18 protein-coding genes are annotated in these 16,407 nt (G+C 27.9%); all 18 read right to left on the bottom strand.

What is annotated here, in order from left to right:
- Position 1: 1 nt before the first annotated feature.
- The gene (xseA, locus tag ACTG44_RS06265) at positions 2-1,207 is read right to left on the bottom strand and encodes an exodeoxyribonuclease VII large subunit (protein ID WP_479921469.1); all 1,206 of its coding nucleotides are present in this window, start codon (positions 1,205-1,207) and stop codon (positions 2-4) included.
- Positions 1,204-2,274, bottom strand: coding sequence for a Kae1-like domain-containing protein (locus ACTG44_RS06260; RefSeq protein WP_021383991.1), 1,071 nt, complete (start codon positions 2,272-2,274; stop codon positions 1,204-1,206). Before ACTG44_RS06260 ends, xseA begins: the two co-directional genes overlap by 4 nt.
- The gene (gene nusB, locus ACTG44_RS06255; protein ID WP_021383993.1) at positions 2,258-2,764 is read right to left on the bottom strand and encodes a transcription antitermination factor NusB; all 507 of its coding nucleotides are present in this window, start codon (positions 2,762-2,764) and stop codon (positions 2,258-2,260) included. The genes ACTG44_RS06260 and nusB overlap by 17 nt, the downstream gene beginning before the upstream one ends.
- Before the next feature lie 85 nt (positions 2,765-2,849).
- Positions 2,850-3,212, bottom strand: coding sequence for an Asp23/Gls24 family envelope stress response protein (locus ACTG44_RS06250; protein WP_021383951.1), 363 nt, complete (start codon positions 3,210-3,212; stop codon positions 2,850-2,852).
- 109 nt (positions 3,213-3,321) lie between these two features.
- Positions 3,322-4,008: a SpoIIIAH-like family protein gene (locus ACTG44_RS06245; protein WP_021383962.1), complete on the bottom strand. Its 687-nt coding sequence runs from the start codon at positions 4,006-4,008 to the stop codon at positions 3,322-3,324.
- Between the two features lie 26 nt (positions 4,009-4,034).
- Entirely contained in the window at positions 4,035-4,589 is a 555-nt protein-coding gene (locus tag ACTG44_RS06240; protein WP_021383956.1) for a stage III sporulation protein AG, read from the bottom strand.
- Between the two features lie 11 nt (positions 4,590-4,600).
- Entirely contained in the window at positions 4,601-5,218 is a 618-nt protein-coding gene (locus ACTG44_RS06235) for a stage III sporulation protein AF (RefSeq protein ID WP_021383945.1), read from the bottom strand.
- Between the two features lie 55 nt (positions 5,219-5,273).
- Positions 5,274-6,479, bottom strand: coding sequence for a stage III sporulation protein AE (gene spoIIIAE / locus ACTG44_RS06230; protein WP_479920017.1), 1,206 nt, complete (start codon positions 6,477-6,479; stop codon positions 5,274-5,276).
- A gap of 83 nt (positions 6,480-6,562) precedes the next feature.
- Entirely contained in the window at positions 6,563-6,940 is a 378-nt protein-coding gene (gene spoIIIAD / locus ACTG44_RS06225) for a stage III sporulation protein AD (RefSeq protein WP_003428424.1), read from the bottom strand.
- A gap of 24 nt (positions 6,941-6,964) precedes the next feature.
- Positions 6,965-7,162, bottom strand: a complete 198-nt coding sequence (spoIIIAC, locus tag ACTG44_RS06220) for a stage III sporulation protein AC (RefSeq protein WP_009888937.1) — start codon at positions 7,160-7,162, stop codon at positions 6,965-6,967.
- A 17-nt stretch (positions 7,163-7,179) separates the two neighbouring features.
- The gene (locus tag ACTG44_RS06215) at positions 7,180-7,701 is read right to left on the bottom strand and encodes a stage III sporulation protein AB (protein WP_044213029.1); all 522 of its coding nucleotides are present in this window, start codon (positions 7,699-7,701) and stop codon (positions 7,180-7,182) included.
- Complete coding sequence (gene spoIIIAA, locus ACTG44_RS06210; protein WP_021383924.1) at positions 7,691-8,659, bottom strand: stage III sporulation protein AA; 969 nt, start codon at positions 8,657-8,659, stop codon at positions 7,691-7,693. The genes ACTG44_RS06215 and spoIIIAA overlap by 11 nt, the downstream gene beginning before the upstream one ends.
- A 222-nt stretch (positions 8,660-8,881) precedes the next feature.
- Positions 8,882-10,867, bottom strand: a complete 1,986-nt coding sequence (locus ACTG44_RS06205; RefSeq protein ID WP_021383980.1) for a fructose-1,6-bisphosphatase — start codon at positions 10,865-10,867, stop codon at positions 8,882-8,884.
- Between the two features lie 88 nt (positions 10,868-10,955).
- The gene (locus ACTG44_RS06200) at positions 10,956-11,495 is read right to left on the bottom strand and encodes a GNAT family N-acetyltransferase (RefSeq protein ID WP_021383997.1); all 540 of its coding nucleotides are present in this window, start codon (positions 11,493-11,495) and stop codon (positions 10,956-10,958) included.
- 205 nt (positions 11,496-11,700) lie between these two features.
- On the bottom strand, positions 11,701-13,014 hold the full coding sequence (locus tag ACTG44_RS06195; RefSeq protein WP_021383982.1) for an APC family permease: 1,314 nt from the start codon (positions 13,012-13,014) through the stop codon (positions 11,701-11,703).
- 22 nt (positions 13,015-13,036) lie between these two features.
- The gene (locus tag ACTG44_RS06190; RefSeq protein ID WP_479920016.1) at positions 13,037-13,762 is read right to left on the bottom strand and encodes a gamma-glutamyl-gamma-aminobutyrate hydrolase family protein; all 726 of its coding nucleotides are present in this window, start codon (positions 13,760-13,762) and stop codon (positions 13,037-13,039) included.
- Between the two features lie 35 nt (positions 13,763-13,797).
- Positions 13,798-14,043, bottom strand: a complete 246-nt coding sequence (locus tag ACTG44_RS06185; RefSeq protein ID WP_021383974.1) for a TIGR03905 family TSCPD domain-containing protein — start codon at positions 14,041-14,043, stop codon at positions 13,798-13,800.
- A gap of 356 nt (positions 14,044-14,399) precedes the next feature.
- Positions 14,400-16,400 (bottom strand): sigma-54 interaction domain-containing protein, encoded by a 2,001-nt coding sequence (locus tag ACTG44_RS06180; protein WP_479918379.1) that lies wholly within the window; start codon positions 16,398-16,400, stop codon positions 14,400-14,402.
- Between the last annotated feature and the right edge of the window lie 7 nt (positions 16,401-16,407).

Below are 16,407 nucleotides of genomic sequence, written 5' to 3'. Positions count from 1 at the left end.
ACTATACCTCTTTATTTTCAATTTTATCTATCATACATTCTAAATTTCCATCTTTTAATACTATATCTATCATATCTTTTGTTTTTAATCCATTTATACTGTTTATTACTTTTCCATCTTTCTGGGCTATACTATAGCCTCTATCCATAGTAGCTAGTGGACTTAAATTATGAAGTAAAGCTCCAATCTTTATTAGTTTCTCTTCTTCCAATTTCAAATTACTTTCTATTCCAAAAATTATTTTATCATATATTTTATCTAATTGTATAACTTTATCTTTTATTGTATAAGAATCTAAATAGTTATTTATCTTGTTAAACGCTGACTCTAGCTTGTATTGGTCTAGTTCAATTTGATTTGTAAGAGACTTACTCATTCTACTTTTTATATTTCCAAGCTTGTAATTTATATCATCTAATGATGGAGTAGCAATCTCTGCTGCTGCTGATGGTGTTGGTGCTCTCATATCAGCTACAAAATCACAAATAGTAAAATCAGTTTCATGCCCAACTGCTGATATTATTGGAATCTGAGAATTAAAAACCTCTCTTGCTACCATTTCATCATTAAAAGACCAAAGCTCTTCTATTGACCCACCACCTCTACCAATTATAAGTGTATCAACATTCTTCATATGATTAAAAAATCTAATTGCTTCACATATTTCTTCTGCTGATTTATCTCCTTGAACTGTTACTGGATAAAGCTTTATATTAATTTTAGGGTATCTTCTTTTTATAACATTTATTATATCTCTTATAACAGCACCTGTTGGAGATGTTATAACTCCAATTGATTTTGGCATTTTAGGTATAGGTATCTTGTATTTTGAGTCAAATAGCCCTTCTTTATTAAGTTTTTCTTTTAATCTATTGAATTCTATGTGTAAATTTCCTATTCCCTCTATTTCAATTTGGTTAATGTATAATTGATACGCACCATCTCTCTCATAGACTGATATATATCCACTAGCTATAACTTTCACACCATTGTCCAATTTTAGATTACGATTAAAATTGCTTTTAAAAATTACACAGTTTAGCTTTGATGATTCATCTTTAAGTGATAAATACACATTCCCACTACTATGAACCTTAAAATTAGAAATTTCTCCCTTAACCTTAAGATTAGAAAGTATTGGGTCGTTTATTAAAATTCTTTTAATATATGAATTTGCTTCACTTATATCTAAAGCTCTTAGTTTCATACTCTTTCTCCTAAAAAGTTATTCAATCCTATTATAGCACACCCAACAGCATTATCAGTTGAATATTGTGGCTCTGTAAAATGAGCTTCTATATGTTTTTTTCTTAATTTTAGACTTAATTCTTTGAGAATATACTTACTTGCAGAAACTCCACCTGCAAAAACTACTTCATTTATATTATAAGTTTCACATAAATACACTAAAGATTTAAACATATTTCTAACTACTGAATCTAATACTAATTTAGATACATATTCTTTTTGATTGGTATTATCTCTATTATCCTCTATAATCTTATTTACCTGATTTTCTAATCCAGATAAATTCATATATCCATCTCTCACAGAAGTTTTTAGACCACTTTCTATTTTAAGATTACAATTTAAAGCATTTTCATCTAAATATTTTCCTGAAGGAAATTTATATCCTAACTTAACTCCTACTCTATCTATAAGTTGACCAAAACTAATATCTTTACTTCCTCCAATTATATCTATATTATATCCAAAATTATTGCATAACTTACTTTTATCATCTTTTTTATTACTTATTTTGGTAATTGCATCTAAGTTATTATCCCATATATTATAATTACTATCCAATTTGCTTATTAAAAGTATCTCTGTAGTGCCACCAGACATGTGAACAGAAATAAATCTATTATTATTTTTTAATTTACTATTTAATAAACTTGCTTCAATGTGATTTTCTTGATGAGTAGTCTCATAAAATCTACAACCATACATGCTTGATAATAACTTTCCAAAATTATATCCTACATTAAATACAGGCATATATGAGTTTTCAACTGGTCTAGGTCTTATAGATGAACAGACACCTTCTACATTAAACTTACCTTTAAATGATTTTATTCTATCACTGAGAAGTCCTAAATTATTTACATGCTGGAATACAGCTTCACTCTGTCTTAGACCTTTGGTATTTTCTTTTACTTCCAACATTATTTTTTCATTAAAGATAACTTTCTTATCTAAAGAGATAGCTGCTATAGAAGTAGTATAGCAGCTAGTATCAATTCCAATTATTATATTATTTCCCGATTTCATCAACAACACTTCCCAATATACCATTTATAAACTTAGGAGACTTATCATCACAATATATCTTTGCAAGTTCTACAGCTTCATTTATTGATACTTTATTAGGAGTATCCAAATAAGCTATTTCACATACAGATAATCTAAGTATAGACACATCTACCTTTGGCATTCTATCTACTGTCCAGTTTTTAGCATGCTTATTTATTAACTCATCTATCTTATCATGATTTTCTTTTAGTTCTTTGCATACTCTGTTTATATACTTTCTGTCTATAACATCTTCAAGCTTAATATCTTCTAATTTTAAATTTGCATTATTTGAATACTGAAGTGCAAGTTCTTCATATCTATTTATAATATGCTCCGAATTATCTTTTAAAAAAGTATCTACTTTATCTTCTAAAGCCTCAAAATCTTCTTTATTAATATTTATCTGGTATATAAGTTTCATTATATATTCTCTTGTTGTACTCTTTTGTGCCCTATCTTTTTTCATCAATCAAAATTCTCCTTTAAGTTTAATTATCTATATAAAAATCAGATGCCAACAAAAAACCCTCTGACTTTTCAGAGGGCTAATATTAATTTTTCTTAGTTGCTTTTGCTTCTTCTTTATCAACTTTATCTTTCTTAAAGCTGATTCCTTGAATGTGTATATTTACTTGAGAAACCTTCAGTCCTGTCATTGTCTCAACAGTATTTTTTACATTTTCTTGAACTTTAAAAGCCGTATCTGGTATTGACATTCCATATTTTATCATAACCATTACATCTAAATTAACATCCTCTTCTTCTATTTGTATTTTTACTCCATTATTTTTTAACAACTTATCTGTTAATGTTGCTGTAGTTTCTATGCCTTCAACTTCTAATGCTGCTAAACCAGCTATTGTAGCTATTACATCATTAGATATTTTTACTTGTCCAAACTTATTATCTTCCATATTAAAACTTACCTCCTGATTTTAAGGAACTATTTTTATAAGTATAATAATACCAAATACAAGTCTACTTTGCAAGAAAATAACCTCAGTTAATTCTGAGGTTTATTTTTTACTTTTTATTATTATTTGTAAGTTTAATATTTTCATACTTTACATTCGCTTGTTCTGCAACTAAGTCAAATATTTTTGCTGCATCTTTCTTATCTAATTTAGCTTCATTTACTACTACATTAACTTTGCTATCACTTATATAAACTAATGCTTCTTCATATCCTTTTGTACTCAAGAGATTTTCTATTTGAAGTTCTTTTTCTTGAATTTTAACTATATTTAATTTCATATTAGAAGCTTCTTTTCTAGATTCTTCTGTTGTAGATGGATTATTTATCATTTCATTTAAATCTTGAACTAATTCATTTCTTTGCTTTTCTCTATTCATTTTCATATCCAAAATATAAGATGCTTTTTTCATATTTTTCTCAGATGATAGTTGAGCTTTTATTTCTTTGCTTGTTTCAGTTGCCTTTTCTTTTATTTTACTAGTTTTACTATCGACTATGTCAATATCAGCACTTTCCTTTCCATCTTGTTTATTTACATTACTAGAATCCTCTGTTTTACTACTATCGCTATCATCAGTATTTTTCTGTAATTGCGCTTCTTCATATGCCTTAAACTCTTTTGATGTTTCTAATAAAGACTTCTTACTCAATTGATAATTCACTGTTCCTACTACAACTAACATTGCAGTTAAAGTTATTATTACAAATCCTCTTCCCTTATAATTAAACTTCATTCATTTATCCCCCCGGTTATATGTATTTATTTAGAATATATTTCTACTTGATGTCCAGCTACTTGTAATGATGTTTGTACTGCACTATAAAGTGTTTCTTTCACACTTGGGTCATTAGCTCCACTTGCTACTACTATCACTCCCTTTATCTTTGGCTCTGTAGTTTTTATAACTACAGGGTCACTTGAATTTGAAGTTATCATTGTTTTATTTTCACTAGAAGTCGTAACTGTTCTTTCTCCTCCTTGTGCATCTTTTTCCTCTGTTGTTTCTGTTGTATTATTTGAATTAAAAGCAGGTTGTATTTCTTCACTTGATTCAAATGTAACCATTACATCAACATCCCCTGCTCCATCAATTTTAGATAGTATTGTTGTTAGTTTTGATTCTAAATCATCTTTTTCCTGTTCTTTAGTAACTTGTTTTTCAGTACTTTTGTTAGCTTCTGTTTTTTCAGCTTCTTTATTGTTTTTGCTACTCGGAAAACAAGATAATAATACTAATGACACCACACATATTCCAGCTATAGTTATTAGTGAATATACCTTTCTCTTATCTTTGTCATTCAAGTTTTTCAACATTCTCCCAACTCCTATTTATCAATTTGTATATCTTCTATAGAAACATCAAGCACCTTTATTAAGTCATTTTTTAATTTTTTTTCATTTAGGTTCAGTCCATATTCTGTACCTTTTTTAAAGACTTGTTTAGAATTTTCTTTGTCATTAGAGTTTATGTTTTCTCCATTATTTTTAGTACTATTATTTTTATTTTCTTCATCAATACTGCCATCACTTTTTGTACTATCATTTTTTTCTTTTATTCTTATATTATTTATATTTGCTCCATTAAGCTCTATATCTTCTAAATCATAACCATATTCGTCAAGTTTTAATTTAAGCACTTCTTTTAAACCGTCCTCATATCCCTTAGATAAGCTATTGTTCCCAGTTTCTTTTGCTAAAGCATTTGTACTATCTACATATTGTTTGTTGTAGTTGCCCATAGACTTCAAGATTCTATCTTCTAAGCTCATATCTTTTGAAAAAAATCCTACTAATGGAGTTATTACAATAAATACAAACATAAAGTTTAAAACTAAGTTGACATAAGGTTTTATCTTAGAACTCGGTAAAATCATATCTACTATATTTACTATAAATGCTCCTATTAAAACACTAACAATCCATGCCTTTATGCCCTCTAACATAGCACCCTCCTCTCTACAAACTTTCGATTCAATGTAATCATTTTTTATTGATATATTATCCTTGACTTACGACACTTATCGAGGTCAAGATAGCTACAGTTACAAAGAACATTACTGTTATGGCAATTACTGATGCTAGCATTATTATCATTAAATTTGCAACTTCATTTAAAAAATTAGATATTCCATCTTCTCCTACTGGTTCTACAATTATTGAGGCTAATTTGTATACTACTATAACGGATAAAATTTTTATAACTGGAAGTAAACAAATTCCAACAAGTAATATAAGCCCTATTCCTCCAAATATATTTTTTATAAGTTGAGATGAAGATAATAAAATATCCACAGAATCAGATACAAATCCACCAACAACAGGAATAAAATTACCTATAGCAAATTTAGCAGTCTTTACACTGAATTTATCAAAACTAGTTACATACAATCCTTGTATGGATACAAGCCCTAAATAAATAGTAAACATAGCTCCAATAGAAACATAATTTATTTGTTTTACAAAGGAGAAAAATCTCTTTAACCTTATATTTTTTGATAAATTGTTTATTATTAAAATTCCAAACGCAACAGTAATTGATACAAATAAAAAATTTTTAAAAAATACATTTATAAATGTTACTCCTCCTATAAAGATAGGATTCAAAGTAGTAGATGTTATTGGGAATCCAATTAAAAGTAAAAATGTTATCAATATTGGCATTATAACCTGCATGAGACCTACAGTATGGTCTATTGCATCATAGCAAATTTGTAATACATCTTTAAATCCAACAAGTGTGAGTGATACCATTGTGATAAATATTATATATGTTGCTATTTGACTTACAGCACCTGATGAAAAAGAGTTCTCTAGACTTTTTAAAATAGATGATAATAAAGCCAGTACCAAAATTATTGCTACTACCTTTAAACTCGCTTTAAATTCGTCAAACATCAATATCTTCAATCCATCTTTATTGAATAAATCTAAGATATTTTTTTTGCCACTAATTAAATCTTTTACAAACGATTTTAAATTAACATCATTAATAACTATTTCTTTATTTATATAATCTTGAATTTCATTTATATCTAGCTTGTCTAACTGACCATCTATATATTTATCTATACTATTTTTTGTTTCACCATATTCTTTATCTTCACTACTTGGTACTTCGTTAGCAAATATCATAATAGCAAAAATATTTATAAAAAAGAAAGTAAATACAAAACCTATAATCATTGGTAAAAATCTTTTTTTCATAAGCAACCATGCCTCTCTTCACTCTATAAACCTCAATACAACGAATCTCTCTAATATACCTATAGTTATCTTAAGATACATAACTATGGAATTATGTTAACTACCATTTCTACAATGGATAGAAGTATAGGGAAAGACATTGACATAACTATTATTTTTCCTCCAAATTCTAGCTTTGAAGCAATGTTTCCTTCCCCACAATCTTTACAAAGTTGTATTGCAAATTCCATTAAATATGCTATCCCAATTAATTTTATTATTAATGATATATACATGGTTGGGATATTAGCTTTATTAGCTAAATCTTGTATACTATCTACTATAAAGTTCAACTTAAACATAACTGATAATAGTATTATTACTCCAGTTATTATCGCTATGAAGTTTGCTATCTCTGGTCTATCTTTTTTAATTACTAAACAGAGTGTAGTTGAAATGATTGCAATTCCTATTAATTGCATTATTTCCAAATTACTCCCTCCTCTTTAGTAAAGTTGAAACATTGTTCTTACAGTATTAAATAAGTCACTTATTTCTGTTATTACCATACCCAATACGATTATTACACCTGCTAATGTAGTAAGTCCTGCCCAGTCTTTTCTATCTGTTTTTTCCAATATCATATTCAATACTGATATTAGAATTCCAACACCTGCAACCTTTAATATCAATGATATCTCCATAATAAACCTCCCCATATTTAAATCAATATAATACATATACCTATGCCTATAAATGTGACTAATTTTTTATACAATACACCTTTTTTGTTTATATCTTCTTTTGTCTCATAGGTCTGTTTTTTCAAATTTTCTATAGATAAATCTATCATTCTTTGTTGTGACTCTATGTCACTTTTACCTAAAGTAAGTATTAAATTTTTTAACTCCTCGATTTCTTTATTACCTAGATAAGTTTCTTTGTTTAAAATATCAAGATTTTCTGATATTATCATTTCCAAAGTTTTGCCTTGTTCATTGTGAAGTTCTTCTGATATTTGAAGAAAAAAATTCCAAAAACAAAACTCTTTATTAGCACCTATCCTCTTAAAAATCTCTTCCAATGTATAAAGTCCAAAAGACAAGTCCATCCTTAATATTTCTAAAACTCTTATTAAATCATTCAATTGTTTATGTCTACGAGTATAAGTCTTGTAGATGTGTTCACCTATCAAATAACTACTTCCTATTAAAAGAGCTATAATAATTATCTTAATTTGCAAAATACCATCTCTTTTCTTCTAAATCATAAATTTTTTCAATTGTCCCTGCACCTCTTTTGGCAGAAAGAATTATAACTTTTTTAAATAATTCTTTATCTAGAAGCCTATTTAATTCTTTTCTATTTTGTATATCTTCTATTGAATCTCCATGTACAGTAGTTATTAATCCTATACCTCCATTTAATGCTGTATATAATGCCTTTATTTCTTTTTCGCTTCCAATCTCATCTGTCACAATAACATTTGGTGACATAGACCTTAAAAGCATTGTAATCCCCAAGTCTTTTGGGCAAGTTTCTATTATATCAGTCCTTATTCCAACATCCATTTGTGGAACACCTAGATAAGCACCTGCTATCTCATTACGCTCATCCACTAGAGCCACTTTTAAACCTTTAAATCCATAATCCTCATTTCCATTGCTTAAATTTCTTACTATATCTCTTATTAAAGTTGTTTTTCCACATTGAGGTGGCGATATTATCAAAGTATTATTAATCTGATTTTTTCCATTTATGATATGACTTAAAATCTTATTTGAACATCCAACGATTTCTCTCGATACTCTTATATTTAAAGATGATATATGCTTTATATTTTTGACTTGTCCATCTTCTACTATTGCTTTCCCAACTAACCCTACTCTATGCCCTCCTCTCAAAGTTATAAATCCTTTTTTTATATCATCCATAAATGAATGTATCGAATATTTACATATTATTTGAAAAGTTTGCTCTACATCTTCTCTTGTCACTACATATGAGTTTTGTTGATTTAAATCGAGTGTCATAGTTTTTTGATTATAAAAATAATCTTTAGAGTTTGCATTTAGTATCAATGGTTTTTGTGAACGTAACCTAATTTCTTCTATATTTAGATTATTATTTGAGATTTTTTCTACCTTTTCTCTTATAGTTGTAGAAAGAGAGTTTATAATTTCATCAGAAAGTTTATTCATTTCTTGTCCTCCTCCTTTGTTTATATAATTCTATTTATAAAGGACAAGGAATATTACCAAAACATATATATTTTTTAAAATAATATTTATCAATAAAAAAAAGTAAACCCATTTATTTAGGATTCACTTATTAAGTAAGCTCTATTAAATTACTATTATTAACCTTTATGGTATATTACTCAATAAAAAAGACACTTCAATTATGAAGTGTCTCTATAATATCTACATTTCTTTTATTAGGCCTTTTTTATAAGCCATTAAAAGTAGTTTTAAATCTTCTATTTCTTCCTGTATTTTTACTCCTTCATCAGTATCTCTTACCATTTTTCTCTTTGCCTTATGCTCTACTACAACAGTTGTCGATAAAATATCGCTTTCATTTGCAATAGCTTCTTCAGCAGAATTAAATGGTTCATGTGATACTAATTGTAGAGTTCTAGAATTATATATCAAAGTATATCCAGCTATACCAGTAGTTTTTTGATACGCTCTAGAAAAACCACCATCTATAACAAGAATTTTACCATTAGCTTTTATTGGACTCTCTCCGTTTTTACTTTCCACAGGAACATGACCATTTATTATATGTGATTCATCAAGTTCTAAATCAAATTCTTCAAATATTCTTTTACAAGCCATCTCATTTTCTCTAAGTTTAAAATATGGGTTCTTATTTTCTTTATGAGTCTCTTTTTCTGCTATAAAGTATCTTTCAAATGTAGTCATATCATCTTTACCAAATAATGAGGAACATTTTCCAGTCCATAAATACCACATAATATCCATACCATATAACTTTTCTTCTGCCTTATCTTTAAAGAAAAAACCTTCTCTTGCTAGAGATTCCATTTTGTCCATAAGAGCCTTACCTTTATACTCTTTTCCCATTATATTCATAGACATAAAACTTCCATCCTCATTTAATGGTACACATCCATGAATCAGTAAGTTCAAATTCGCCTTTAAATATATACTTCCTTTAGAAAATAAAAATGAAACATGTTTTTGTAGTTTTTCACTACCTCTAAATGAGGATACTAATTTATCAATAACATTTTTTTCTTCTATTGTTAATTTATATGGGTCCTTTTTGTCTATTGTAGGCAAATAAGTATCTTTTAATTTATATGTCTTTCCATTTAAAGTAATTGTACCTTCATCATAGTTTATCATATTAAGCAAAAGTCTATGTTCCATCTCAAATTCAGGTCTTCTCCTTATAACTTCACCTTCAAGTTTAAACTGGATTATACTTATTGCCTTGTGCATCTTAGCCATCAAAGACTTTTCTGTTATTGTTACACTTTGGTCATTAATCTTTGGAATAAATTCTTTACAAGGGTCATCCTTATACATCTCTATAGCAAAAGTAGCTAAAGGTAATAGATTTATTCCATATATGTCTTCTACAATATCTAAATTAGCATATCTAGCTGATATCCTAAGAGCATTTGCTATACAAGTTTTTTCACCTGACGCTGCACCCATCCATAATATATCATGATTTCCCCATTGAATATCTACACAATGATGTTCAATAAGTTTATCGACAATTATATCTGGTCTTGGACCTCTATCATAAATATCTCCTATTACATGCAATCTATCGACAACTAATTTTTGTATAACTGTAGAAATAGCAATTATAAACTCTTTAGCTATACCTATGTTTACTATTGTTTCAACTATACTTTTATAGTACTCTTCTTTATGTTCACTTTTGACATGCTCATGTAAAACTTCTTCTATTATGTATTTAAAATTTTCTGGCAAAAGTTTTCTAACTTTGGACCTAGTATATTTGCTAGAAGCATACTTACAAAGTTCTATAAGTCTATAAATATTTATTCTATAAAAATCATCTATATTTTCCTCTTGCTTAATTATTAGGTCTAACTTTTGTTCAGGATAATATACAAGAGTTGCTAACATCTTTTTTTCGCTGTCCCTTATTGTGTTTGAAAATAATTCTTCTATTTTTCTCTTTATTACACCAGAACCATTTTTTAATACGTGTACGAATGGCTCATATTCCCCATGTACATCTGTTATAAAATGTTCTGTTCCCTTTGGAAGATTTAATATAGCCTCTAAATTTATTATTTCTGTACTTGCTTTTGATATACTTGGATATTGTTTTGATAATAACTTTAAATACTTCAGTTTGCTGTTTAAATAATCATCTGATATTTTACACAGATTTTTCATAATTCGTCCTCCAAAATTATATTAAGTTATATTCTTTTTTAATTATACCATACTTAATATACTTTTTTCGAGATAAAATGTACACTAATTATATTCCTAATAAAAGTGACATTCCTACTAAATCTGTATAAACACCATTATAGTAACATTCTTTCTTTAATATACTCTCTACTTCAAATCCAACCTTTTTGTATAGTCCTATAGCATTATGATTTTCTTCATTAGTTACAAGAGTTATTTTCTTAGTTATTCCATTTGATTTACACCATTCTATAAGGTCTAACATAAGTCTTTTTCCTAATCCAATTCCCCAATATTTTTCTTTTACAACAATCCCTAATACTCCAACATGCTTTCCTTTTGCTTTTTGATTAGAATCAATTGTCGCAATACCAACTATCTCATTATCTATAAATGCAATCAATTTCACTGAATTATCAGACGCTTTTGCTGCCTCTATAGCGTTTTCTTGTTCCTCTAAAGATACTTTATATTCGTCTTTTCCAAATGAGAGAAAATGAGTTTCTCCACCCACTTCATTATAGAAATCTATAATGTTTTGAGCATCTTCTTTTACTCCCTCTCTAATAAGTATGTCCACACCATTTTTTAAAGTTATTGTTGGCATAAATTTACCTCCTAACAAGTTTTTTATCTATAAACATAATACTATTGTTTTTAACCTATTACAATATTTTTCATGTATTAATAACAATATAAGGTTACACTAAAATAAAAAATCAATAATATTTTAATATAACCTTATATATACTTATTTATATTTAATTTTCTGCCAATATCCAACCTTATTTCAATTTGTTTTTATAATGCAATTAAACTATTTTCTTTAATTCTTCACCATAAACTTTTCTATTATAAGACTTCATTATAAAGTATAGTGGTACTCCAATTGCCAATGCTCCTAATCCCATAATTAACTGATGCATAGATGCTTGGAATAATAACCATGTCCCAACACATACCGCAATTAAAGGAATCACTGCTCCAAATGGAGTTTTAAAAGTACCTACTAATTCTGGTCTTTTCTTTCTAAATACTAATACTGATAAAGATGTTGGTATATACTGTATAAATCTAGCAACTGCACTTATTGCCGCTAATTCAGCAAAGCTTCCAGATAAGGCTATTGGTATAGTAATTATCATAGTAGCTATTATTGCTACATATGGTGTCCCTTTTTTGTCTTTTCTTGCAAATATTCTAGGTAACATTTTATCATCAGCCAAAGCTACACAACTTCTTGGATTTACGAAAGCACCACACATACAAATTCCACCCACAGAAACTAATGTCCCAAAAGTTACCAATCCTGCACCCATATTTCCAAAACATATTCTTGCAGCGTCTGCAACCGGTGTAGATGTACTAGATAATGAATCTCCTAGTATACCAACACATACAACTTGATTTAATATGTATATTATTGATGCAATTACTATTACACTTATAATTGCTATTGGTATATTCTTTTTAGGATTCTCCATATCTTCTGCTGCAACTGCTATAGATTCAAATCCTGTAAATGAATAAAACATTAAAAGTGCTGCTGCTCCAAACTCTGTTACTCCAGCTCCTGGAGGTACCATTGTTGAAGTAGTAAAATTAACTCCTTTTATAAAAAATATACCTATTCCTATAAATAATATTAATGGAATCAGTTTACCTACAGTTATAACATTTTGTACAATTTTTGATAAGGATACACCTAATAAGTTTATAATTGTAAGACCAACTATCATAGTTACAATTATAATTTTTTGTATATAAGGGTCACCTGCTGGAGCCCATACTGCTGACAATGATGTAGGGAAACCTACGATTAATGCCCCCCAAGAGATACATCCTATTACCCATTTCATAAGACCTACTTCAAAACCACAAAAATCTCCAAAAGCTTCTTTAGTATATACATAGGCAGCACCATTTTTGTTAAATTTACCTGCTACCTCAGCAAAACAAAATGCCATGGATAAAACCAACAACATATCAAACATATATACAAATATACTTGCTACACCAAATGATTTCATTGCATCTCCTGGTAATAGGAAAACTCCAGCTCCTACAACTGCGTTAATACCTAAAAGTATAATACTTATTAATCCCATTTTATTCTTTTCGTTCATGTTCAATCCCCCCCAAGGTATATTATAAATTTGAACAAATATTTATAAAATATTTAAATAGTTTTTCCATTTTATTACAGTGGTCTACCATCATTTCTGGATGCCACTGTACACCTACTACAAAATTTTCATCCTCTTTCTGAATAGCTTCTATTATACCATCTTTTGAATATGCTATAGCTTTTAATCTTTTTCCAAGCTGATTAACACTTTGATGGTGATAACTATTTGTAAGTAATTGTTTTCCTAAGATTCCTTCTAAAATACTACCTTCTTTAACATCTACTTTATGAGTAGCTACATGTCTTTTTGAAGATTGTGTATGTTTTATATAACTTCCTTCTACAAGATTATTATCTTGATATAAAGTTCCTCCTAAGCTTACATTTAAGATTTGTAAGCCCCTGCATATACCCAATATAGGTTTTTTAAGTTCTAATGCTATACTTATAGCAATTAAATCAAACTCATCAACTTCTGGGTATATAAATGTCGTTTCTTCTCTTGTTTCTTCACCATACAATTGAGGATTGACATCCCATCCCCCAGATATTAAAACTCCATCAACCATCTCAATCTGTTTTTTTATAACTTCTTTATCTGTATTTACTGGAATAATAACTGGACTACCTCCACCTTTTAGTACTGCATTTATATAGTCATTATTTACATATGACCTTTCAAGACCTGGAAACATTCCATTTTCCATTATTATTAAATTTCCTAAAATCCCTATTATTGGTTTCATAATCAAGCTCCTAACTAATCGATTGTTGTATGTATTTATTTTATATTTATATAATTTTCCAATGCTAGAGAAAGTTGGTCTGGACAAGATGTTGGCTTTGTCTTACATTCAATTCCTTTTAATTTTTTAATTACATCTTCTATATTCATACCTTCAACTAATACTTTTAATCCTTTTAAATTTCCATCACATCCACCAATAAAATTTACATTTGTAACTTTATTCTCTTTTACCTCGAATTCAATTTCTGTAGCACAAGTCCCTGTTGTTTTGTATTTCATAATTAAACCTCCTAATTATTTTGTCGTCTTATCCCTATAATTAGCAATATACATGCCAAGATTTATAATTATTTATATTTATTTTTTATCTAGCATTTTCAGTGCTTTTGTAGACTTCAGTTTTTATTGTTTATCTTATATACAATCTTTTTGAAAATAAAAATAGGTAATGGGTTATTTTATAATAACCCATTACCTATCTAAACCTATTTTTTTAACCTATTAATATTTAATTTAAAACATTTGAAATATATGCTATTCTCTCCACTATAATATAATCTGAATTTTATAAGTATAAAAGTTTACACTTATTTAAATATTTATGTTCAAAATATCTTATTTTAATATCAGTACACTTAAGTCATTTTATTGTAAAGATTTATACCTTCTGAAGTTATTTGACTTCCAAATCTACCAGATTTAGATGATATGTATCCACACTCACTTAAATAAGATAATACCTTTCTAACTTTGCTTTCAGAAATCTCAATCCCTTCATCTGTAAGTCTTTCAATTATAAATCCTCTTCCAACTCCAGAAGCTGATTCTCTTCTTTCATATAGAACTCTTAATATATCCTCAAATTCTTTTTTTGTATAACCAAATCCATCTTCATAATTAGCAACATATTCTGTCTTTATATATGGTGGTAAGTCCTCTTTAAAAACCATATTATCACACATTAGACTTACATAAGAAGCAACATTTTGTAACTCCCTTATATTTCCTGGCCAATTATATTTTTCTAAGATAGTTACAACTTCAGGTGAAAGCCTTATATTATGTTTTAAGAAGAAATTCATAAGTGTTATTATATCTTCTTTTCTATTTTTTAATGATGGTACATCTATTGGCAATACATTCAGTCTATAATATAAATCCTCTCTGAATTTTCCTTCTCTAATCATCTTTGGCAAATTTTTATTTGTTGCTGCTATAACTCTAACATCTATATTTACAACATTATGAGAACCTATAGGCATAACCTGCTTCTCTTGAAGTACTCTGAGTAACTTTGTTTGCAGCAATGGAGGCATATCTCCTATTTCATCTAGAAATATGGTTCCATTGTTTGCAAGTTCAAATAACCCTTTTTTTCCTTCTCTTAAAGCTCCTGTAAAAGAGCCTTTCTCATATCCAAACAACTGACTTTCTAATAGGCTATCTGGAACTGCTGCACAATTAACTGCTATAAATGGTTGATTGCTTCTATTAGAGTCATTATGAATTGATTGGGATAGCAATTCTTTCCCAGTACCACTTTCTCCTATTATTAACACAGAAAGGTCTGATTTAGATATTTTTTTAGCCAATTCTATGCACTTTATCATATTTTTATTTTTAGTTTTTATATCTTTAAATGTATACTTAGCTATTTGTCCTTGTTCTCTCAATTTATTAGTAAGATTTTGTTCTAACTTTTTTATATATGTTATTTCTTGTAAATTATAATATATACCAGCTTTATTCCCCATAGAAAATATATTTTTTTTATTTACATTTATATATTTTTTATTTGTAAATACAACTTCATCAACTATTTCTTTGTCTTCAAGTAAAATATTTAAATCTTTAGATATAACTTCCTCTATGTTTTTACTTTGTGGGTTTTCATTTATACCTAAAATCTTTAAAGCTTCTTTATTAAAAGTATTTATAACACCATCTGCTGAAGTAAATATTATTCCATCTTTTGATAAATTTAATATAACATCTTGTTCCTCCATTTTTAGAAACAATTGTCTATAATTATCTTTGACTCCGTTATCTAGACTTATTAAACGTTCAGAATATGCCATTAAGTTTTTACGTATTTCCTTAACATCAATTCTAAGTCCATTTATTATTTCTATAAAAGTAGATATATCAATATATCTATTCCCAAGGTCTATTACTTTACTTATATAACTTGGTACTTTTTCTTTTACTCCAGGTGTTATAGCTATATCTATATTTTTATAAATTTTTCCTTCAATATATGGAGTAAACTTTAAATTTTTTACTCCTATCTTGTAAAACAAACTTATTGTTTCTAAGGTAGTTTCTTTTGTATCATTTACAACTAATACTTCTGTTCCATTTGGGATTGAAAATAATCCATAGATTTCATTTTCTTTAAGAGTCCTTCTTACTACTATAATCTTACTATCTTGTACTAAATGCTTTCTCATGCTATTTAATCTATCATCAGTCATTACCAATACAAAGTCACCTTGTATTTTATCATCCTCTTTTAAATTGTCTAAATAGTAATGGTTTATATCAATGTAATCACCCAAAACCAAACGTATATTTTCTTCTAAAAAAGATGATAATTTGGTTATTTTATCAGTTACTATAGCTATTGATTGTTTCATACTTATA

Source organism: Clostridioides sp. LIBA-2809 (assembly GCF_056688965.1).
This window is presented reverse-complemented; position numbering and strand designations above follow the sequence as displayed.

Coding starts and splice junctions, on each gene's coding strand:
- spoIIIAE (WP_479920017.1), bottom strand. CDS start 6,479: ATGAAAAAAAGATTTTTACCAATGATTATAGGTTTTGTATTTACTTTC.
- spoIIIAA (WP_021383924.1), bottom strand. CDS start 8,659: ATGAATAAACTTTCTGATGAAATTATAAACTCTCTTTCTACAACTATA.
- ACTG44_RS06240 (WP_021383956.1), bottom strand. CDS start 4,589: ATGTTGAAAAACTTGAATGACAAAGATAAGAGAAAGGTATATTCACTA.
- ACTG44_RS06205 (WP_021383980.1), bottom strand. CDS start 10,867: ATGAAAAATCTGTGTAAAATATCAGATGATTATTTAAACAGCAAACTG.
- ACTG44_RS06195 (WP_021383982.1), bottom strand. CDS start 13,014: ATGAACGAAAAGAATAAAATGGGATTAATAAGTATTATACTTTTAGGT.
- ACTG44_RS06260 (WP_021383991.1), bottom strand. CDS start 2,274: ATGAAATCGGGAAATAATATAATAATTGGAATTGATACTAGCTGCTAT.
- nusB (WP_021383993.1), bottom strand. CDS start 2,764: ATGAAAAAAGATAGGGCACAAAAGAGTACAACAAGAGAATATATAATG.
- xseA (WP_479921469.1), bottom strand. CDS start 1,207: ATGAAACTAAGAGCTTTAGATATAAGTGAAGCAAATTCATATATTAAA.
- ACTG44_RS06235 (WP_021383945.1), bottom strand. CDS start 5,218: ATGTTAGAGGGCATAAAGGCATGGATTGTTAGTGTTTTAATAGGAGCA.
- spoIIIAD (WP_003428424.1), bottom strand. CDS start 6,940: ATGCAATTAATAGGAATTGCAATCATTTCAACTACACTCTGTTTAGTA.
- ACTG44_RS06245 (WP_021383962.1), bottom strand. CDS start 4,008: ATGAAGTTTAATTATAAGGGAAGAGGATTTGTAATAATAACTTTAACT.
- ACTG44_RS06250 (WP_021383951.1), bottom strand. CDS start 3,212: ATGGAAGATAATAAGTTTGGACAAGTAAAAATATCTAATGATGTAATA.
- ACTG44_RS06190 (WP_479920016.1), bottom strand. CDS start 13,762: ATGAAACCAATAATAGGGATTTTAGGAAATTTAATAATAATGGAAAAT.
- spoIIIAC (WP_009888937.1), bottom strand. CDS start 7,162: ATGGAGATATCATTGATATTAAAGGTTGCAGGTGTTGGAATTCTAATA.
- ACTG44_RS06200 (WP_021383997.1), bottom strand. CDS start 11,495: ATGCCAACAATAACTTTAAAAAATGGTGTGGACATACTTATTAGAGAG.
- ACTG44_RS06185 (WP_021383974.1), bottom strand. CDS start 14,043: ATGAAATACAAAACAACAGGGACTTGTGCTACAGAAATTGAATTCGAG.
- ACTG44_RS06180 (WP_479918379.1), bottom strand. CDS start 16,400: ATGAAACAATCAATAGCTATAGTAACTGATAAAATAACCAAATTATCA.